Below are 18,613 nucleotides of genomic sequence, written 5' to 3'. Positions count from 1 at the left end.
CTCACCCCGTTGTGACCACGCCGCCATCGACGACCATGCATTGCCCGGTCATGGCGCGGCTGGCCGTCGATGCCAGAAACAGCGTCGGCGCGATCATGTCGTCCGGGCTCAGATGCTCCTTCAGGCATTGGCGTTCCATATGCGCGGCCAGATCTTCGGGCGTGGCCCACATGTCCAGTTGTTTCTGCGTCAGCACCCAGCCGGGCGCCAGCGCGTTGACGCGGATGTTCTTCGGCCCCAGCTCGCGCGCGAGCGAACGGGTCATGCCGGTGATTCCGGCGTTGGCCGTCGTATAGATCGGATAGCCTGCATTGCCCATCATGTAGCTGATCGAACTGAAGTTGATGATCGACCCGCCGGTTTCGGCCATCTGGCGCGCGGCCTGCTGGCAGGCAAAGTAATAGGCCTTGAGGTTGACCTCGATCATCCAGTCCCAGAACTCGGTCGTGGTTTCCTCGAGGCTGTGGCGCTTGTCATTGGCGGCATTGTTGACCAGTACGTTCAGCGGACCGTGGGCCTCGGCGGCCTTGGTCATGGTTTCGTGCAGCAGCGCAGTGTCGGTCATGTCGCCCTGCAGGAACAAAGGCGCGCGGCCGTGTTTGGCGCGCATCTCTTCGACGAACGCGCTGGCGTCCGACCGGCCGATAAAGGCGACATTGGCGCCCTGGGCCAGGAACCCGTCGGTCAGGGCCGCGCCCACGCCCGACCCGCCGCCGGTGATGAAGACGGATGCGCCGTTCAGGTCATGGAAGGTGGCTGGGTGGGTCATCAATGGCTCTCTCTGGTCACAAGGCGGGTGTCCTTGCCCACCAGGAAATCAAGGTCAGCGCCGCGGTCGGCCTGAAGGACATGGTCGATATACAGCTTGGCATAGCCGCGGGTGTAATGCGGGTCGTCGGGCCGCCAGGCCGCGCGGCGGGCAGCCAGCTCCTGTTCGTCGACCAGCAGTTCCAGCTCGCCCTTGCTGGCGGACACGCGGATGCGGTCGCCGGTTTTCACCAGCGCCAATGGGCCGCCCGCCTGCGCCTCGGGGCTGACATGCAGGATCACTGTGCCGAAGGCGGTGCCCGACATGCGTGCGTCAGAAATGCGGATCATGTCACGCACGCCCTGTTTCACCAGCTTGGCGGGGATCGGCATGTTGCCGACCTCGGGCATGCCCGGATAGCCCTTTGGCCCGCAGCCCTTGAGCACCAGGATGGTCTCGGGCGTCACCGGAAGGTCGTCGCGGTCGATATTGGCTTTCAGGTCCTCGATGCTGTCGAAGACATAGGCCTCACCTTCCGTTTCCAGCTGGCTGTCGGTGGCGGCCGAGGGTTTCACGATCGCCCCGTTCGGCGCCAGGTTGCCGCGCAGAACGCGCAGCCCGGCGGCCGGTTTCACCGGGTCGTCGAAGGAATGGATCACGTCGCGGTCAAAGCATTCCGCGCCCTCATAGTGGGCCGAGATGTCCTTGTTCAGAACGGTTCTGGCCGGGCGCAGATGCGATTTCAGCTCGGACAGGACCACCGGCATCCCGCCGGCATAGCAGAAATCCTCCATCAGGTACTTGCCCGAGGGCATGCAGTTGACCAGCAGCGGAATGTCCGAGCCGATCTCGAAATCCTGCAGGGTCAGGTCCACGCCCACCCGGCCGGCCAGCGCCAGCAGGTGCACCACGGCGTTGGTTGACCCACCCACTGCGGCATTGGCCAGGATGGCGTTCTCAAACGCCGCTTTGGTCAGGATGTCCGAGGGTTTGAGGTCCTCGTCCACCATCTCAACGATGCGCTTGCCGGTCATGTGCGCCAGCGCCATCCGGCGGGCATCGACGGCAGGCAGGGCGGCGTTGGTGGGCAGGCTCATGCCCATCGCCTCGACCAGCGATGCCATGGTCGAGGCCGTGCCCATAGTCATGCACACGCCCTTGGACCGGCTCATGCCGGATTCTGCGTTCATGAAATCCTGCAAGGTCATCTCGCCGGCGCGCACGGCTTCCGAGAACTTCCAGACATCGGTGCCCGAGCCGATATCCTGACCGCGATACTTGCCGTTCAGCATCGGCCCCGAGCTGACCACGATGGTGGGCAGATCGACCGAGGCCGCGCCCATCAGCTGGCCCGGCGTGGTCTTGTCGCAGCCACCCAGCAGCACCACACCGTCGATGCCATAGGCGCGGATCGATTCCTCGACATCCATGGCCAGCAGGTTGCGGAACAGCATGGCGGTGGGCTTCATCTGGGTTTCGCCCAGCGACATCACCGGGAATTCGACGGGAAAGCCGCCGGCCTCCCACACGCCGCGCTTGACGCCTTCGGCGAGGTCGCGCAGGCCCGAGTTGCACGGCGTCAGTTCCGACCATGTGTTGCAGATGCCGATGATCGGGCGTCCGTCGAACACATGATCGGGAAAGCCCTGGTTCTTCATCCACGACCGATGGATGAATCCGTCCTTATCGAGCTTGCCGTACCAGTGCTGTGAGCGGCGTTTCTTCATGTCTGTGTTTCTTTTTCGTATTGGGTCGTGGTTTTCTTGTGTGTTTGCTGGATGATCAGGCCGCGCGGGCCGGGCGGCACCAATCTGGCAGCCAGTCGGCATGGGCGGTCAGCAGGTCACTGACCAGGCTGCGGATCTGGCGCAGGTCCAGTTCGGCGGCAGTGTGCGGGTCCATCATGGCGGCGTGGTAGATGTGTTCGGGGTTTTCTTCGACCAAGGCGCGCACGGTCAGTTCCTGCACGTTGATCTGGCTGCGCATCAGGGCGACCAGCTGCGGCGGGATGTCGGTCACCACCGAGGGCTGCACACCGTTGCTGTCGACCAGACAGGGCGTTTCGACCGCCGCGCCCAGAGGCAGCTGCGGGATCTGCCCGGTATTGGGCAGGTTACCATAGGCGACATAGGGCGTGTCGGTGACGATTGCGTTCATCAGGTCGGCGGCGAATTCGTGGCTGCGGATCACTTTGATGTCGCGCCCGTCGGTCAGGGTCTTGGCCTGTTCCTTCCAATTCGCGACCTGCTCTTCGCAGCGGGTGGGATATTCGTCCAGCGGGATCTGGAACTGGTCGATCAGGTCCTGACGCCCGTCCTTGATGAACCACGGGACATATTCGGCCAGGTGTTCCGAGCTTTCGGTGCAGAAATAGCCAAGGTGATCCATCACCTCGTATCGCACCTTGTTGGGGCAGCGTGGCATCAGCAGCGGCGCCTTGGGCAGCTGGCCCGCGTGATAGCCCCGGCGCAGCGCCGGATACAGGTCGCGGCCCTGATGTTCCAGCCGCAGGAAAAACGCCACGTGGTTCACGCCCGCGACGCGATAGCGGATTTCATCCTTAGGCAGGTCCAGGTCATGGGCCAGCTCCTCGACGGTGTTCTGGACCGAGTGGCAAAGGCCCACATGTTTCAGTGCCGGGAACCGTTCGGCCAGCGCCCAGGTGTTGATGGCCATCGGGTTGACGTATTGCAGCAGCGTGGCATTCGGGCACAGCTGCGCCATGTCGCGTGCCACATCCCACAGGACGGGCACGGTGCGCAGGCCGCGCATGATGCCGCCCACGCCCAGCGTGTCGGCGATGGTCTGGCGCAGGCCGTATTGCTTGGGGATCTCGAAATCGGTGACGGTGCAGGGTTTGTAGCCGCCGATCTGGAAGGCGGTGATGACGAAATCGGCCCCGTCCAGCGCCGCGCGGCGGTCGGTATGGGTGGACACGGTCGCGCCGGTCCCGACCGAGCGGATCATCGCGCGCGCGACGGTTTCGCTTTCGGCCAGACGCTCGGGGTCGATGTCCATCAGGGCAAAATGGCTGTCGGCCAGCGACGGGGTCAGCAGGGCATCGCCCACGATGTTTTGCATGAAAATCGTGGAACCTGCACCGATGAAGGTGATCTTGGTCATGACTGTAAACCTTGACTAGGCGTTATTTTACGGCACCGAGGGTCAGACCCGCGATGAAGTGTTTCTGCATCAGAAAGAACATGGCCACCGGCGGCAGGGCCGCGACGATCGAGCCGGCACTCATCAAGTGATACGCTGCGCGGAACTGCGCGTTGAAGCTGGTGATCCCGGCGGTGACGGGTTGGCTCTCGGCCCCCTGGGTCAGCACGACGGCCCAGAAATAGTCGTTCCAGATGAAGGTGAAGATCAGCACGCTGAGCGCGGCGATCGCGGGCTTCATCAGCGGCAGGACGACGTACCAGAAGATGCGCCATTCGCTGATGCCCTCGACCCGGGCGGCCTCGATCAACTCAAAGGGCAGGGCGCGGATGAAGTTGCGCATGAACAGCGTGCAGAACCCCGTCTGGAACGCGATGTGGAACAGCACCAGGCCGGTTTTCGTGTTGTACAGCCCCAAGTCCAGCGTCAGGTCCCGCACCGGCACCATCAGGATCTGGAAGGGTACGAAGTTGCCGGCCACGAACATGAAGAAGATCCACAGGTTCGACTTGAACTTGTAGATCCCCAGCGCAAATCCGGTCATGCAGCTGAGCGCCACCGCGCCGATCACCGTGGGAACCGTGATCAGGAACGAGTTCAGCAGATAGCGCGGCATGTCCGAGTTGAAGAACACCTGACCATAGTTCCTGGCGCCTTCAAAGCTGGAGGGCAGACCCCAGTAGTTGGCGTTGGTGAAATCCGCCTCGGGCTTGATGGAAAACAGGGCCACCGCCAGCAGCGGGCCGAGCCAAAGCAGGAGGGCGACCGGCAGCATCGCCTGATAGGAAATCTGCGCCGCGCGGGGTTGTTTTTCGATCGGTTTGGGAAACATCTCAGTGCCCCTTTTCTTCGCGGTACATCGACCACAGGAAGTAGGCGATGAAGCACAGCATGATCAGGAACAGGATCACGGCGATGGCCGCGCCATAGCCCATGCGGAACCCGTACTCCGACAAGGCGACTTCGAACATGTAATAGGCCAGCACGCGGCTTGACCCGAACGGCCCGCCCTGCGTCATGATCGAGATCAGGTCGAACGAGCGCAGCGCGCCGATAATGGTCACCACGAAGGCGATGAAGGTCGCCGGGCGCAGTTGCGGCAGGATGATATGCCACAGCATCCGCCCGCCCTTGGCGCCGTCCAGCCGGCCGGCCTCGATCTGTTCGGGGTCCACGGCGTTCAGGCCGGTCAGATACAGGATCATGCAATAGGCGGTCTGCGGCCAGAGGCCCGCGAAAATGATGCCGTAGGTTACGAAGCGTTCATCACCCAGAACGTTCAGCGGACCCAACCCGACCAAGCCCAAAAGCTCGTTCAGCAGTCCGAAAGTGGGGTCGTAGAACCAGGTGAAGACCAGCCCGACTACGACCTGGCTGATGACAAAGGGAAAGAAGAACAGGGATTTGTACAACCGGATTCCCCAGACCGTCTGGTTGAGGAACAGCGCGATGAACAGACCAGCCGGGATTGCCAGCAGGTACATGATCAGCCAGATCAGGTTGTTCTTCAGCGAGACATAGAAGGCGTCACGATCGACCCATTCCCAATACAGGTCTACATAGTTGCGCATTCCGACATATTCGGCCGCGCCCAGCCCGTCCCATTCGTAGAGCGACAGGTTGAAGGACTGGAATACGGGGATGATCACGTAGACCATGAAGAACAGCACGCCCGGAGCCAGAAACAGCCAGGGTGCGATACGTTGCTGATTTCTGTGGAACCAGCTTTCGTGTTCGGTGACGTCGACAGCGGTCATGGTCAATCCCGGTTTGGAATGGGCAGGACGGGATCGTGCCCGTCCTGCGTTTGGCTACGGCGTGGCCGGGGTTGCCCCGGCCACAACCCGATCAGTTGTCATAGATGCGCTGACGTGCGCGTTCCAGCTTGGCCAGGATGCTGTCCAGGTTGTCCGGCTTGACCATGAACTCCTGGAAGCCTTCCATCGACACTTTGGCCATTTCCGCCGGTGCGTCGCGATCCCAGAACTGGGCGACGCCGCCGGGGCTGTTGGTCGACAGCATCTTGAAGCCTTCCTGCAGGAACTTGTCGTCATCCACCGAGGATTTGGCGTTGACGGGCAGTTGTCCGAGGTTCTTGCCGTTGTTGATTTCGGTCTGCTCGTCAGCCGAAACGACAAAACGCAGGAACTCGCGCGCGGCTTCTTTGTTCGACGCGTTCGCCGGGATGTGGAACGTGTCGGTCGGCGCATCTTCGGCCAGCTCGACATCAGGGTTGATCGCGACGAACTGGTAGAAGTCCAGCTGGTCGTCGGTCAGACCGGCCTCGCGCAGCGGAGCCACCGCGAAGTTGCCCATCAGATATGCCGCTGCATCACCCTGAACCATGAAGGGCAGGGCCTCTTGCCAGCTGTAGGTCTGGTGGTTGTCGATGAACGCGCCCATGTCGATCAGCTGCTTCCAGTTGGCGAAGGTCTGCTTGACCCGGTCGTCTTCCCAGCTGACTTCGCCATTGGCCAGTTGCTGGTGGAAGTCGAAGCCGTTTGTGCGCATGTTCAGGTAGTCGAACCAGCCGCCAGCCGTCCACAGGAACTTGGTGCCGATGGTATAGCAGGCGCGACCCGAGTCGACGATCTTCTGGCAGTTGGCCAGCTCTTCTTCCCAGGTGGTCGGCTCGGACAGGCCCAGCTCGTCAAAGATGTCTTTGCGGTAGTAGACGCCCCACTGATAGTAGGTGTAGGGCACGCCCCACTGCTTGCCGTCGATGGTCATCGCACCCTTGGTCGAGGCCAGGTTTTCGGCGATTTCCGGCTCGGCCCACAGGTCCGATACATCTTCGAACAGTCCGGCCTCGACATAAGGCTTCATGCGGTTGGCCGCGTACCAGGTCGCAACGTCGGGCGTATCCGCCGTCAGGAAGTTGCGGATCTGGGTCTTGTACGCCTCGCGGTCGATGACCGTGGTCTCGATTTCCAAACCCGGGTGCTGAGCCGCGAACCGCTCGATCATCGCTTCCATCGTCGCGCGCGGCGCCGGATTCGATGTGTCGAGGAAGATTCGCAGCTCGCCGGTCAGTTCTGCCGAAACGGGCGCTGCAAGTGCCACACTGGCCGCCAGAGCCGCCGCAGTGCGCTTGAACATGGAATGCATGGTTTCCTCCCTTAGCTTCCATTCAGTGGTTCCAAATAGTGAAACCAAGTTTTATATATTGAAAACTACACATCGAATCGGCTAGGCTTGTCAATACCCTCGCGGCCCGTCCGCAAGGGGAAGTGGAGGAGAAATCAGACCCGTGGCAGGTGACGGAACCATCGGCAAAGCATGTGACGTGCTGGAACAGGTCGCGGCGTTCGGCCGGCCTGTGCGGTTTGCCGAATTGCTGGAAAGCAGCAGCTTTCCCAAGGCGTCGCTGTACCGGTTTCTACAGTCGCTGACCAATCAGGGCATGTTGTCTTACGACCCTGACCGGCAGACCTATTCGCCGGGGCTGCGGCTGGTGCGGCTGGCGCATTCGGCCTGGACGCAAAGCTCGCTCGCGCCGATCGCGCGGCCGATCTTGGATGCGCTCAGCCTGGAAACCGGCGAGACGGTGCACCTCGCGCAGCTGGATTCGAGCCAAGTTCTGTACGTCGACAAGCGCAATGCCAAGAACCCGGTCGAGATGTATTCCGAGGCCGGAAAAGTTGGCCCGGCTTATTGCACCGGTGTGGGAAAGGCGATGCTCGCCTTTCTGGATGATGACCGGCTGGACAAGGCGATCTCGCAGCAAAGCTTTCACCGCTTTACCGACAAGACGCTGACCTCGGAGGAGGTGCTGCGGGCGGATTTGGCCCGGATCCGCGAACGGGGGTTCGCCATGGATGATGAAGAGCACGAGCCCGGCATCATCTGCGTGGCCTGCCCGATCCTGACATCGGGCGGGCGGGTGCTGGGGGCGATCTCGATTACCGGATCGACCCAGCGCATGGATTTCGACCAGTTGAAGAAATGGGTCCCTCGGGTTCGGCGATCGGCCGACCAGATCGGGGCCGAAGCCGAAGCATGGCGGTTCCCCGAGGGCCGCAAGGACAGGATGCAAGCATCATGACAGGCGTTACCCTGAAGGGCGCAATCAAGCGTTATGGCCAGACCCAGGTCATTCACGGCATTGATCTGGAAATCGAGGACGGCGAGTTCTGCGTTTTCGTCGGGCCGTCGGGCTGTGGCAAATCCACCCTGTTGCGGATGATCGCCGGGCTGGAGGAAACCACCGAGGGCGAAATCCGTATCGGTCAGCGCGATGTGACCCACATGGACCCGGCCAAGCGCGGTGTCGCGATGGTGTTCCAGACCTATGCCTTGTATCCGCACATGTCCGTGGCCGAGAACATGGGCTTTGGTCTGCGCATGAACGGTGTGCCCAAGGCCGAGATCGACAAGAAGGTGGTCGAAGCGTCGGAAATCCTGAAACTGGACCCGTATCTCAAGCGCAAGCCCAAGGCTTTGTCGGGGGGTCAGCGTCAGCGGGTCGCCATCGGCCGGGCCATCGTGCGCGGCCCCGAGGTCTTTCTGTTTGACGAGCCGCTGTCGAACCTTGATGCCGAGTTGCGCGTGGAAATGCGGGTTGAGATCGCCCGTCTGCACCAGGAGATCGGCGCGACGATGATCTACGTCACCCACGACCAGGTCGAGGCGATGACCATGGCCGACAAGATCGTCGTGCTGCGCGATGGCCGGATCGAGCAGGTCGGCGCTCCGATGGATCTGTATCGCGACCCCGACAACCGGTTCGTGGCGGGGTTCATCGGCTCGCCCGCAATGAACTTTTTGGAATGCGATGTCGTCGATGGAACGGTGCGCCACCCCGCTCTGACGGACTCGATCCCCGTCACCAATGGCGTGCCGACCGATGCCAGGAAGGTGATCCTGGGGATCCGTCCGGAACATATTGCCGTGGATCGGTCCGGCGACACCTGTACTGTCGATCTGACCGAGGCGCTTGGCGGCGTCTCCTACAGTTATTTGCTGACGCCCAACGGCGACAAGCTGATCGTCGAAGAGCGGGACGACCAGCGCAGCAAAACGGGAGAGCGGATCGGAATCTCGGTCCGGCCTGAACGGGCCATGCTGTTCGACCCGGAAAGCGGGATGCGGTTGCGCTGAACCGCTGTTCAGTTGGAAAGTGTCAACGCGCCGGGCCATCTGCCTGGCGCGTTTTTCTTTTGTCAGACGAATCGGATGGATTTTGGATACAAAATCCGATACTGCGAGATTGAGACAATGGATTTGAACGCCCGGCGATGGACGCGGGCAACTTGGAAAGGATCGGCCACATGTCACCCGACGTCTTTACCGGCACCATGCCGGCGCTCATGACTCCTTGTACGCCCGACCGTCAGCCCGACTTTGACGCCTTGGTGCGAAAGGGCCAGCAGATGATCGAGGCGGGCATGTCCGCGGTCGTCTACTGCGGGTCGATGGGCGACTGGCCACTGCTGACCGACGAACAGCGGATGGAAGGGGTCGAGCAGTTGGTCGGCGCGGGCCTGCCCGTGGTGGTGGGCACCGGGGCGGTCAACACGCAATCCGCCGTGGCGCATGCGGCGCATGCGCAAAAGGTGGGTGCTGCGGGGTTGATGGTTATCCCGCGGGTCCTGTCGCGCGGCAGTTCGGTCATGGCGCAGCGCAACCATTTCAAGGCCATCCTGGCGGCGGCACCGGATATTCCGGCGGTCATCTACAACAGTCCGCATTACGGGTTTGCCACCCGCGCCGACCTTTTCTTTGCGCTGCGGGCCGAGCACTCCAATCTGGTGGGCTTCAAGGAATTCGGTGGCAAGGACGATCTGCGATACGCGGCTGAGAACATTACCGGCCGCGATGATCAGGTGACGCTGATGGTGGGGGTCGATACGGCGGTTTATCATGGCATCGTCAATTGCGACGCAACCGGCGCAATCACCGGCATCGGCAACGTACTGCCCAAAGAGGTTCTGCTGCTTACCGCTTTGTCGAAAAAAGCGGCTTCTGGCAGCGCCGAGGCTCGCCAGCGCGCGCAGGAGTTGACAGAGGCCATTCACGTGCTGTCCAGTTTCGATGAAGGCCCCGATCTGGTTCTGTATTACAAGCACCTTCTGGTGCTGAACGGCGAGGAAGAGTACCGCTTGCACTTCAATGAAACCGACGCGCTGACGGATGCGCAGCGCCACTATTGCGAACAGCAGTACGGCTTGTTCCGCGCCTGGTTTGCAGACTGGTCAAAGCAAGGCGGGGTGATTGCCGCGTGCATGTGATCGACAGCCATACCGGCGGAGAGCCCACGCGCGTGATTCTGGACGGCGCGCCCGATCTGGGCCGCGGTCCTCTGTCCGAGCGCGCAGGGCTTTTGGCGACCCAGCACCGCCCGTTCTGGCGCTCGGTCATGCTGGAGCCGCGCGGTCAGCCAGCGATGGTGGGGGCGCTGCTGGTGCCTCCGGTCGATCCGTCCTGCGTGACCGGGGTGATCTATTTCGACGTGGATGCGGTGCTTGGCATGTGCGGGCATGGCACGATCGGGTTGACCGTGACGCTGGCCTATCTGGGGCGGATCGGTGTTGGTTCGCACCGGATCGAAACACCAGCGGGAGTGGTCACGGTGAAGCTGCACGATCCCAACACAGTGACGGTGACCAACATCGAAAGCCGGCGGGTGCATCAGGCCGTGACGATCGACGTTCCGGATTTCGGGCCGGTTTCAGGTGATGTGGCCTATGGCGGCAACTGGTTCTTTATCGTCGATCCCAGCCCGGTGCCGGTCGAGCCCGCGAACATCCGGAAACTGACCGATCTGGGCGTCGCCATTCGACAGGCCTCGGTCGCGCAGGGCGTGGGCGGCGAAGCGGGCGAGCCGATCGATCATGTGATTTTTCAGGAGGCCGCACCGGACCCTGTCGTGCACAGCCGAAACTTCGTTCTGTGCCCCGATGACGCCTATGACCGCTCGCCCTGCGGCACAGGCAGTTCGGCGCGGTTGGCCTGTCTGGCGGCCGACGGGCGCTTGGCGCCCGGTGACGAAATCGTACAAGCCAGCGTCATCGGCAGCCCCTATCGGCTGTCCTATCAGCCTGCTCCGAACGGCGGGGTGATCCCCTCGATCACCGGTCAGGCTTTCGTGATGGCCGAAAGCCGCCTGATTTTTGATCCCGCCGATCCATTCCGTTCGGGTATAGAGATCACATGAAGAAAGATGTCATCGTCATAGGTGCCGGCGTCGTTGGTATCAGCGCGGCGCTGGAATTGCAGCGTCGGGGTTACACGGTTCAGGTACTGGACCGCGAAGGCGTGGCCGCGGGCAGTTCGGCGGGGAATGCCGGGGCGTTCGCCTTCCCCGAGGTCGAACCTCTGGCCACCCCAGGGATCATGAAGAAGGCCCCGAAATGGCTGCTCGACCCGTTGGGGCCGCTGTCGATCCCGCCCGCCTATGCACTGCAGATCGCGCCGTGGATGTGGCGGTTCTGGCGGGCCAGCCGCCCCAGCCGGTATCAGGCGCTGGTCGCCGCGCAGGCCAGCCTGATGCGCCTGTGCCAGGCCGCGACCGAACGGCAGATCGCCGATACGGGTGGCGAGGCGATGATGCAGCGCGACGGGCAGTTGCAGTTGTACGAAAGCGCGGTCGAGTTCCGCGCCGCCTTGCCCACGTGGGAGTTGCGTCGCCAGCATGGCATCGCCTTCGATCTGCTGGAAAGCCCCGAAGCGATCGCCGAGATTCAGCCCGGGCTCAGCCAGCGTTTTACCCATGCCGGGTTCACGCCGCACTGGTGGAATACCGTCGATCCCAAACGCTGGGTCGAGCATCTGGCGCAGGTGTTCCGCGACCGTGGCGGGATGATCGACACGCGCCCCGTGCGCGCGCTGGAGCTGTCGGACACGGGCGTCTGGGTGCGCTTCGATCAGGGTGCGGCGGATGCCAGCAAGGTGGTCGTGGCCGCCGGGGCGTGGTCGCACCACCTGACCCGCACAGTGGGCGACAGTGTTCCGCTGGAGACCGAGCGCGGCTACAACACGACCCTGCCGCCGGGCGCGTTCGACCTGCGGCTGCATCTGGCGTTCTCGCGGCATGCTTTCGTGGCCACCAAGATCAACGGCGGTGTGCGCATCGGCGGCGCGGTTGAACTGGGCGGGCTTGACCTGCCGCCCAATTTCAAACGCGCCGATACCCTGTTGAACAAGGCGCGCCAGTTCCTGCCGGGGTTGAAGACCGAAGGCGGGACGCAATGGATGGGATTCCGCCCCTCGCTGCCCGACAGCATTCCGGTGATCGGGCGGTCTTCGAAATCGCCGAACCTGGTCTATGCTTTCGGGCACGGCCATCTGGGCCTGACCCAGTCGGCCGGTACCGCCGAGCTGGTGGGCGCGCTGGTCGACGGCACCGATCCTGCCATCCCGGTCGATCCCTTCGCCGCCACCCGGTTCTGAGCGGGAGATGCGCAGCAGCAAGACCATCCACGTGATCTCGGCCCATGCCGAGGGCGAGGTGGGCGACGTGATCGTCGGCGGCGTCGCCCCGCCGCCCGGCGACACGATCTGGGCGCAACGCAGCTTCATCGCCCGCGACCAGACCCTGCGCAACTTCGTGTTGAACGAGCCGCGCGGCGGCGTGTTCCGCCATGTCAACCTGCTGGTGCCGCCCAAACACCCCGATGCCGACGCCGCCTTCATCATCATGGAGCCCGAGGACACCCCGCCCATGTCCGGCTCGAACTCGATCTGCGTGGCGACGGTGCTGCTGGACGGGGGCATCCTGCCGATGACCGAGCCGGAGACCCACCTGACGCTCGAGGCGCCGGGCGGGCTGGTGCAGGTGCGGGCCGAATGCCGCAACGGTAAGGCCGAACGGATCTTCGTCCAGAACCTGCCCAGCTTTGCCGACCGCCTCGCCGCGCCGCTCGAGGTCGAGGGGCTGGGGACCCTGACGGTGGACACCGCCTATGGCGGGGACAGTTTCGTGGTGGTCGACGCGGCGGCGCTGGGGCTGCGCATCACCGAGGACGAGGCCGCCGACATCGCCCGCCTGGGGGTGGCGATCACCGATGCCACCAACGCGCAGCTGGGCTTTGTCCATCCCGAGAACCCGGATTGGGATCACATCTCGTTCTGTGCCTTCTGCGGACCGTTGGCCGAAACCGAAACCGGCCTGACCGGCCAATCCGCGGTGGCGATCCAGCCCGGCAAGGTCGACCGCTCTCCCACCGGCACCGCCGTTTCGGCCCGCATGGCGCTGATGGCCGCGCGGGGGCAGATGCGGCCGGGCCAGAGCTTTGAGGCCGTCTCGATCATCGGTTCGCGGTTTACCGGCCGTATACTCGGCACAACCCATGTTGGCGACCGCCCCGCCATCCTGCCCGAGATCTCGGGCCGCGGATGGATCACCGGCATCCACCAGCACATGCTGGACCCCGACGACCCCTGGCCGCAAGGCTACCGCCTGCGCGACACCTGGGGGCGCTAGTCCAGAAGGGCCAGCAGGTCGTGATGCAGTTGCGCGGAAACCTCGGCATATCCCCGGGCGGTGTTGCGCGCGCGGGCGGCAAAGCGGCGCTGTGACGGCAGGCGCGCGCCCTGATCAAGGATATCGGCGAACAGGCGCTCGGCCCGCGCGTCGTTGGCCTGTCGTCGCCCGCCGCTGAACTGGTCGGGGTCGAAGGCGATGATGATGTCGCCGTGGTATGGTGCGCCGCCTGTTCCTTGGGCGAACTCCATGCTCTCGAGGCTGGTCAGGTCGTCGATCAGCGGGCCGGCCAGAAGCTCGATCATGATCGACAGGGCCGAGCCCTTGTAGCCGCCGAAGGTCAGCATCGCGCCGTCCAGCGCCGCTTGCGGGTCGGTCGTGGGGTTGCCGTCCTTGTCGATCGCCACGCCTTCGGGCAGGGGTTTGCCCGCGCGCTTGTACAGCTCGATCTCGCCGCGGGCGAAGGCGCTGGTGGCGAAATCGAAGGTGAACGGGTCCCGGCCCATGCGGGGCCAGCTGAAGGCCAGCGGGTTGGTGCCCAAGCTGCCGCGCGTGCCCCCCGCAGGGGCCACCCAGGAATGGCTGGGTACCATCGCCATGGCCGCAAGCCCCTCGACCGACAGGGCTTCGACCTCGGGCCACAGGGCGGAGAAATGAAAACAGCGGTTGATCGCCATGGCCGCGATCCCGTGGGTGCGGGTCTTCTCGATTAGATGCGGCAGGCCTTTCTGGAACGCCAGCAACGACATGCCGCCCTGCGCGTCGACACGGACGATGGCATTCTCCGAGGGGGCGACCTGGGGCTGCGCATGGCCGTCGATCTTGCCGGCCTGCATGGTCTGGGCGCACATGAACAGGCGAAACAGCCCGTGCGACTGGCAATCGTCCATTTGGCAAGTGGTCAAAAGTTCCGCGATCGCCTGAGCGTGGTCAGAGCCATAACCCACATGGGACAGAACCTTCAGGCTCAGGTCGGTCATTTCTTCGGGCGTCAGCCGTACCGTTTCGCTCATGGTCTGTCCCTCGGTTTGATCTCAGTTGCCAAATGGGTAGCGGGGAACCCTAGCCCTGTTCAACCCAATAGGCGGTTGGAAAAGCGGCACGGGGCGGATATTTGTATCCAAAATGCAAATGCGGACAGACCCTTGGCAGCAAAACGTGCAATCACCCGTCAAAGCCTTCCCGATGCAATCGCGTCCGACTTGCGTGAACGCATTCTCAGCGGTGACCTGGCGGAAGGCGAAACCATCCGTCAGGAGGCATTGGCCGAAGACTATGACGTGTCGCGCATGCCGGTGCGCGAGGCGCTGAAACAGCTTGATGCCGAAGGTCTGGTGCAGCTGACGAACAATCGCGGGGCACGGGTCACGCGCCATTCCCTGTCCGAAATCGGCGAGATCTTCGACCTGCGGTCGCTGTTGGAGACCGACCTCTTTCGCCGGGCAATTCCGCAGATGACCCAATCTGACTTCGCGCGCTGCGAACACTTGTTGGAGCAGATGGAGGCCTCGTACGACGCGAATGACGTCAGCCGGTGGGGCGCGCTGAACTATCAGTACCACTCGGCCCTCTACGCGGCCGCGAACCGAAGCCTGACCAACGAGCTGCTGCACCGCGTGAGCCTGCAGTCGGACCGGTACATCCGAATGCATCTCAGTGTGATGCAACAACGCGAACCGGCCCGCAAAGAGCATCGCGAATTGCTGCGCCTCGCCCGGGATGGGCAGGTCGAGCAGGCCTGCGCGCTTCTGTCCGCGCATATCGGACGAACCAAGGACCAACTGCTGGCGCTGGTGGCTGCCAAGCGAGCGTCCGAGGAGGCGGTCGGACGCTGAGGCCAAGCGACCGTAAAGAAAGCGTTTTCAATTCTTCTCTGTCTGTGCCAGTTCTGGCGTCGTGGGATGCGTGCCTTAACATGGATCGACCAAGTGCCCAGTGATGACCTCAACAGTTCGGAACAGGCCGTGCGTCAGGCGATTGGGGCGTATTCCAGACGCGTCTGGCGGTTTGCGCTCGCTCTGTCGGGGGCGCAGGATGTTGCCGACGACCTGACCCAGGCAACTTGCTTGCGCGCGTTGGAGCGAAGCCATCAGGTTACGCATACTGATCGGTTGGATTCGTGGTTGATGACGATCTGCCGGTCGATCTGGTTGAACGAGCTGCGGGCGCGGACCGTGCGCAAGTCCCAGGGGTTGGCCACAACGCCGGACGCCGAATTGATCGCGCCGGGTACCGACGCCGAAATGAATATTTTTGCGCGGGAAGTGTTTACACAGGTGATGCAACTGCCCGAGGCACAACGCGAAACGGTCATGCTGGTCTTTGTCGAGGGCTACAGCTATCGCGAGGCCGCCGCGTTGCTGGAGGTTCCGATTGGTACGATCATGAGCCGGCTTTCCAATGCCCGTAAGAAACTGCAAGCTGCGATGCCGCAGGATGCCGGTGCGTCCGACCGACGGAGGGACTCATGACCTTTTCCGACGATACGCTAAAGGCCTATCTGCAAGGCTCATTGGGGTCTGAGGAGAGCGATGCCATCGAGGCCGCTGTTGAGGATGATCCGGAACTGGAACAGCGCCTGATGGATCTGGATCCGATTGCGCCGGTGGTTGGCGAGGTGTTCCGTGACATTCCCGCCGCCGCGCCACAAGTTGAACTGCCGCCTAGGATTCCGGCTTCGGCGGGGCCCTGGCGCCTGTTGGGCGTCGCGGCTGCCGCGGCCGTGTTGGCCGTATCTCTGACATTTTGGCTGACCCGCCCACAACCGATGGGATGGGCAGAACAGGCGGCCTTGTATCAATCGCTTTACACGCCGGATTCGATTGCAACGCTCGAATACCCGCCGGCGGTCGTCGACGCCCAGATCTCATTGGCCGAAGAGAAACTGGGCCGCCCGTTGAACCGGGATTCGCTTGAAGGTTTGCCGGGGCTGGAACTGAAGGCCGCGCAGGTTTTGTCCTTCAAGGGCAAACCATTGGTTCAGATCGTTTTTGCCGACGCTGATGGCAATCCCTTTGCGCTGTGTGTGATCCGTCAGGGCGATGGCGCGCCGAATGCAGCGTTGAAACAGGAAGTCCTGAGCGGGCTTGCAACGGCCCGGTGGGCGAGGGACGGATACGGATACATGCTGTTGGGGAACCGGCCGGACAACGATTTGACCGTGCAGCTGGATTATCTGGCTCAGACATTCGCCGGCTGAGCCGCCTTGTGCGAAACCTCTTGTGAACCGGTGCGATTGGCCGAACAATGCATGGCATGACGACCAAGGCCACGAACCCGGACCCGGACGAGGACGATGTCCTGGACGGGCCGCGCAGTATCTATGACGTCGATCCGCCGGACGACGAAGACCTTTGGTTTCTTCCGCCCGAAGATGTAGTGGCGCCCGAGGACATGTTGCCGCCGGGTCCGCGTGCCGATCGGGGCGCTTTGTTCGACCCACGGGACTGGCGCGCCGCCCAAGCTGAAGTGGCGCAGGGATTGGCGGATCTGGCCTTGACCTTCGGGGCGCTGGACGAGCGGCTGCGCAGTGGTCCAAAGGGGTGGACCCACCGGCTGGCCCTGATGGACGTATCCGACCTGGGGTGGTGGACCGGTGACCGGATCAGTGTTGATCGGCTTGCCCTGTGGACCGGATTGCGCATCGGAGCCACCGGGGACGATGTGCAAGCATTGTTTCGGGCGGGTTGGGCGGTTCGGCGACTGACTTCGGGCGCAGGGCCGTCGGACGGCGGCTGGCAATCGGGACTGGCCGCCTTTCTGGACCGGATGGCTCAGGGGATAGACGAAGTTCCAGAAGCGGTCGCGGACTTGGCCGAAGTGATGGACAGCGCACAAGCCCTGCACCCTGTCACGCAGTCGGCCATTGCCTTTCACGCTTGGCGCGCGCTGTCGCAAGGAAATGGACAGGATACCGAAGCAGCGGTGATCGCTGCGCGGCACGCGGCCACGATGGGTCGGGGCGGGGCACTGTTCATGCCGCTGGCACTGTCGGGCCCCGGGGCGCTGCGCGGCATCGGCACGCCAGAGGAAAAACTCAACGCTTGGGTTCGGGGGGCAGGGCAGGCGGCCTTGGCCGCGCTGCTGCACCTGGATCGCGTCAGCGCGTGGGAGGCCCGGGCGCGCGAGGCCACCACGGATCTCAGCGGGCGGACGCCGCCGGTCCTGATCGATGTGCTGACCGCATGGCCCATGGTTTCCGCGCCATTGGCCGAGGAGTTGACGCAAGCCTCGCGTGCAGCCGTGCAACGCAATCTCGACAAGTTCACCGAACGTGGGTTGATCCGCGAAGTGACCGGGCAGGGCCGTTATCGGGTCTGGGCTGCCGCGCTATAGTCCAGCAACCACTCGCGGAACGCACGCGCGGGCGGCCGCAATGTGGCCCGTGATGGGTAGATCAGGTGGTAGGCATCCCGGCCCGGCACGGCCACCTCGGGCAGACACGGCACCAGGCCCGACATCCGCATGATCCGGTCAGACGCGGGCGCGCGGGCCAGGGCGATCCCGACCCCTTGCGCGGATAGCTCGGCCGCCATCACCGAGTTGTCCGCGAAGAAATACTGGGCCTGCCCGGCCGGCAGCCTGAGGGCTTCGAACACATGCGGCCAGCTGGCCCTGTGGGTCGAAACCTCGATCAGCGGAAACCGGGCCAGATCCAGTGGAGTGCGGATCTGTTCGGCAATGTCCGGTGGCGCCACGGGAAAAAGGGTCTCGGTCAACAGCATGTCACCCTCGGCCCCGAACAGCGTCGGGTTGCCGAACACGATCTGCAGGTCGGTAAAACGATTGGCGAAGTCGGTGATCCGGTTCCCGGTCGTCAGGGACAGGTTGATCTGAGGATGGGATTCTTGGAACTGGGTCAGACCGGCCGCAAGCACCCCTTGCGCGAACAACAACACGGATTGGACATACAGCCGTTGGTCCCGGGTCTGGCCGAACAGGCCAGTAGTGGCCGATTCCAGCATCACCAGCGATTGCTGCACGACCGGCAGATAGGCCCGCCCGGCCTCGGTCAAAGTGACGGCATGGGCATGTCGATGAAACAGCGGTGTCCCCAGACGAGTTTCCAGCGCCTTGACCTGCTGGCTTACAGCGGCGGCCGACATGTTCAACTGGGCGGCAGCACGGGCAAAGCTCTCGGTTCGGGCCGCGGCCTCGAAAACGCGCAGCCAGTTGAGAGAGGGGATGCGGGTCGACATGGCAACCAGGCTAAGCTGAACTTATCCTGACAGGCAAGGCTTTGCGTTCTCGTCGCAAGACCGGTTCGGCTAGGCTGTGCG

General features: G+C 63.3%; 18 protein-coding genes. 10 read left to right on the top strand and 8 right to left on the bottom strand.

Annotated elements, in window-relative coordinates; all coding sequences use genetic code 11:
- Position 1 precedes the first annotated feature (1 nt).
- The 6 genes from ACR0NY_RS14135 to ACR0NY_RS14110 all read right to left on the bottom strand — a co-directional run bounded on the left by ACR0NY_RS14135 (position 2) and on the right by ACR0NY_RS14110 (position 7,018).
- Complete coding sequence (locus ACR0NY_RS14135) at positions 2 to 769, bottom strand: SDR family NAD(P)-dependent oxidoreductase (protein WP_170369416.1); 768 nt, start codon at positions 767 to 769, stop codon at positions 2 to 4.
- The gene (locus tag ACR0NY_RS14130; protein ID WP_170369414.1) at positions 769 to 2,475 is read right to left on the bottom strand and encodes an IlvD/Edd family dehydratase; all 1,707 of its coding nucleotides are present in this window, start codon (positions 2,473 to 2,475) and stop codon (positions 769 to 771) included. Before ACR0NY_RS14130 ends, ACR0NY_RS14135 begins: the two co-directional genes overlap by 1 nt.
- A 55-nt stretch (positions 2,476 to 2,530) precedes the next feature.
- Positions 2,531 to 3,871, bottom strand: a complete 1,341-nt coding sequence (melA, locus tag ACR0NY_RS14125; protein ID WP_170369412.1) for an alpha-glucosidase/alpha-galactosidase — start codon at positions 3,869 to 3,871, stop codon at positions 2,531 to 2,533.
- Between the two features lie 22 nt (positions 3,872 to 3,893).
- Complete coding sequence (locus tag ACR0NY_RS14120; protein ID WP_093963150.1) at positions 3,894 to 4,742, bottom strand: carbohydrate ABC transporter permease; 849 nt, start codon at positions 4,740 to 4,742, stop codon at positions 3,894 to 3,896.
- Position 4,743: 1 nt separating this feature from the next.
- Positions 4,744 to 5,667 (bottom strand): carbohydrate ABC transporter permease, encoded by a 924-nt coding sequence (locus ACR0NY_RS14115; protein WP_170369410.1) that lies wholly within the window; start codon positions 5,665 to 5,667, stop codon positions 4,744 to 4,746.
- Between the two features lie 91 nt (positions 5,668 to 5,758).
- A complete protein-coding gene (locus ACR0NY_RS14110) occupies positions 5,759 to 7,018 on the bottom strand; it encodes an ABC transporter substrate-binding protein (RefSeq protein WP_093963148.1) in 1,260 nt (419 codons plus the stop codon).
- 142 nt (positions 7,019 to 7,160) lie between these two features.
- Between ACR0NY_RS14110 and ACR0NY_RS14105 the strand changes: the two genes are divergently transcribed.
- The 6 genes from ACR0NY_RS14105 to ACR0NY_RS14080 all read left to right on the top strand — a co-directional run bounded on the left by ACR0NY_RS14105 (position 7,161) and on the right by ACR0NY_RS14080 (position 13,334).
- Positions 7,161 to 7,955, top strand: a complete 795-nt coding sequence (locus tag ACR0NY_RS14105; protein WP_170369408.1) for an IclR family transcriptional regulator — start codon at positions 7,161 to 7,163, stop codon at positions 7,953 to 7,955.
- The gene (locus ACR0NY_RS14100) at positions 7,952 to 9,010 is read left to right on the top strand and encodes an ABC transporter ATP-binding protein (RefSeq protein WP_170369406.1); all 1,059 of its coding nucleotides are present in this window, start codon (positions 7,952 to 7,954) and stop codon (positions 9,008 to 9,010) included. The genes ACR0NY_RS14105 and ACR0NY_RS14100 overlap by 4 nt, the downstream gene beginning before the upstream one ends.
- A gap of 170 nt (positions 9,011 to 9,180) precedes the next feature.
- On the top strand, positions 9,181 to 10,140 hold the full coding sequence (locus tag ACR0NY_RS14095; RefSeq protein ID WP_170369404.1) for a dihydrodipicolinate synthase family protein: 960 nt from the start codon (positions 9,181 to 9,183) through the stop codon (positions 10,138 to 10,140).
- Entirely contained in the window at positions 10,131 to 11,066 is a 936-nt protein-coding gene (locus ACR0NY_RS14090) for a 4-hydroxyproline epimerase (RefSeq protein WP_170369402.1), read from the top strand. The genes ACR0NY_RS14095 and ACR0NY_RS14090 overlap by 10 nt, the downstream gene beginning before the upstream one ends.
- Positions 11,063 to 12,301, top strand: a complete 1,239-nt coding sequence (locus ACR0NY_RS14085) for an NAD(P)/FAD-dependent oxidoreductase (RefSeq protein WP_170369400.1) — start codon at positions 11,063 to 11,065, stop codon at positions 12,299 to 12,301. Before ACR0NY_RS14090 ends, ACR0NY_RS14085 begins: the two co-directional genes overlap by 4 nt.
- A gap of 7 nt (positions 12,302 to 12,308) precedes the next feature.
- Entirely contained in the window at positions 12,309 to 13,334 is a 1,026-nt protein-coding gene (locus ACR0NY_RS14080) for a trans-3-hydroxy-L-proline dehydratase (protein ID WP_170369397.1), read from the top strand.
- On the opposite strand, the gene ACR0NY_RS14075 is transcribed toward ACR0NY_RS14080, so the two are convergent.
- A complete protein-coding gene (locus tag ACR0NY_RS14075; RefSeq protein WP_170369395.1) occupies positions 13,331 to 14,347 on the bottom strand; it encodes an Ldh family oxidoreductase in 1,017 nt (338 codons plus the stop codon). The two genes, ACR0NY_RS14080 and ACR0NY_RS14075, sit on opposite strands and share 4 nt — an antisense overlap.
- Positions 14,348 to 14,479: 132 nt before the next feature.
- On the opposite strand from ACR0NY_RS14075, the gene ACR0NY_RS14070 reads away from it, so the two are divergent.
- From ACR0NY_RS14070 to ACR0NY_RS14055, 4 genes are all read left to right on the top strand, one after another.
- Positions 14,480 to 15,169, top strand: coding sequence for a GntR family transcriptional regulator (locus ACR0NY_RS14070; RefSeq protein ID WP_170341865.1), 690 nt, complete (start codon positions 14,480 to 14,482; stop codon positions 15,167 to 15,169).
- Between the two features lie 93 nt (positions 15,170 to 15,262).
- Positions 15,263 to 15,805: an RNA polymerase sigma factor gene (locus ACR0NY_RS14065; protein WP_254920162.1), complete on the top strand. Its 543-nt coding sequence runs from the start codon at positions 15,263 to 15,265 to the stop codon at positions 15,803 to 15,805.
- Positions 15,802 to 16,533, top strand: coding sequence for a hypothetical protein (locus ACR0NY_RS14060; RefSeq protein WP_170341867.1), 732 nt, complete (start codon positions 15,802 to 15,804; stop codon positions 16,531 to 16,533). The genes ACR0NY_RS14065 and ACR0NY_RS14060 overlap by 4 nt, the downstream gene beginning before the upstream one ends.
- Positions 16,534 to 16,589: 56 nt before the next feature.
- Entirely contained in the window at positions 16,590 to 17,669 is a 1,080-nt protein-coding gene (locus tag ACR0NY_RS14055; protein ID WP_170341869.1) for a helix-turn-helix domain-containing protein, read from the top strand.
- Here the strand turns inward: ACR0NY_RS14055 and ACR0NY_RS14050 are convergent.
- On the bottom strand, positions 17,642 to 18,532 hold the full coding sequence (locus ACR0NY_RS14050; protein ID WP_170341871.1) for a LysR substrate-binding domain-containing protein: 891 nt from the start codon (positions 18,530 to 18,532) through the stop codon (positions 17,642 to 17,644). The genes ACR0NY_RS14055 and ACR0NY_RS14050 overlap by 28 nt on opposite strands.
- Between the last annotated feature and the right edge of the window lie 81 nt (positions 18,533 to 18,613).

Source organism: Ruegeria sp. BJ5, from assembly GCF_056537865.1.
The sequence above is the reverse complement of the archived record's forward strand: the minus strand, read 5'-3'. Positions and strand labels throughout refer to the sequence as shown.

Excerpts from the sequence above, each read along its gene's own strand:
- ACR0NY_RS14095 (WP_170369404.1), top strand. The coding sequence starts at position 9,181 with ATGTCACCCGACGTCTTTACCGGCACCATGCCGGCGCTCATGACTCCT.
- ACR0NY_RS14085 (WP_170369400.1), top strand. The coding sequence starts at position 11,063 with ATGAAGAAAGATGTCATCGTCATAGGTGCCGGCGTCGTTGGTATCAGC.
- ACR0NY_RS14055 (WP_170341869.1), top strand. The coding sequence starts at position 16,590 with ATGACGACCAAGGCCACGAACCCGGACCCGGACGAGGACGATGTCCTG.
- ACR0NY_RS14100 (WP_170369406.1), top strand. The coding sequence starts at position 7,952 with ATGACAGGCGTTACCCTGAAGGGCGCAATCAAGCGTTATGGCCAGACC.
- ACR0NY_RS14115 (WP_170369410.1), bottom strand. The coding sequence starts at position 5,667 with ATGACCGCTGTCGACGTCACCGAACACGAAAGCTGGTTCCACAGAAAT.
- ACR0NY_RS14120 (WP_093963150.1), bottom strand. The coding sequence starts at position 4,742 with ATGTTTCCCAAACCGATCGAAAAACAACCCCGCGCGGCGCAGATTTCC.
- ACR0NY_RS14080 (WP_170369397.1), top strand. The coding sequence starts at position 12,309 with ATGCGCAGCAGCAAGACCATCCACGTGATCTCGGCCCATGCCGAGGGC.
- ACR0NY_RS14075 (WP_170369395.1), bottom strand. The coding sequence starts at position 14,347 with ATGAGCGAAACGGTACGGCTGACGCCCGAAGAAATGACCGACCTGAGC.
- ACR0NY_RS14135 (WP_170369416.1), bottom strand. The coding sequence starts at position 769 with ATGACCCACCCAGCCACCTTCCATGACCTGAACGGCGCATCCGTCTTC.
- ACR0NY_RS14050 (WP_170341871.1), bottom strand. The coding sequence starts at position 18,532 with ATGTCGACCCGCATCCCCTCTCTCAACTGGCTGCGCGTTTTCGAGGCC.
- ACR0NY_RS14130 (WP_170369414.1), bottom strand. The coding sequence starts at position 2,475 with ATGAAGAAACGCCGCTCACAGCACTGGTACGGCAAGCTCGATAAGGAC.
- ACR0NY_RS14060 (WP_170341867.1), top strand. The coding sequence starts at position 15,802 with ATGACCTTTTCCGACGATACGCTAAAGGCCTATCTGCAAGGCTCATTG.
- melA (WP_170369412.1), bottom strand. The coding sequence starts at position 3,871 with ATGACCAAGATCACCTTCATCGGTGCAGGTTCCACGATTTTCATGCAA.
- ACR0NY_RS14110 (WP_093963148.1), bottom strand. The coding sequence starts at position 7,018 with ATGCATTCCATGTTCAAGCGCACTGCGGCGGCTCTGGCGGCCAGTGTG.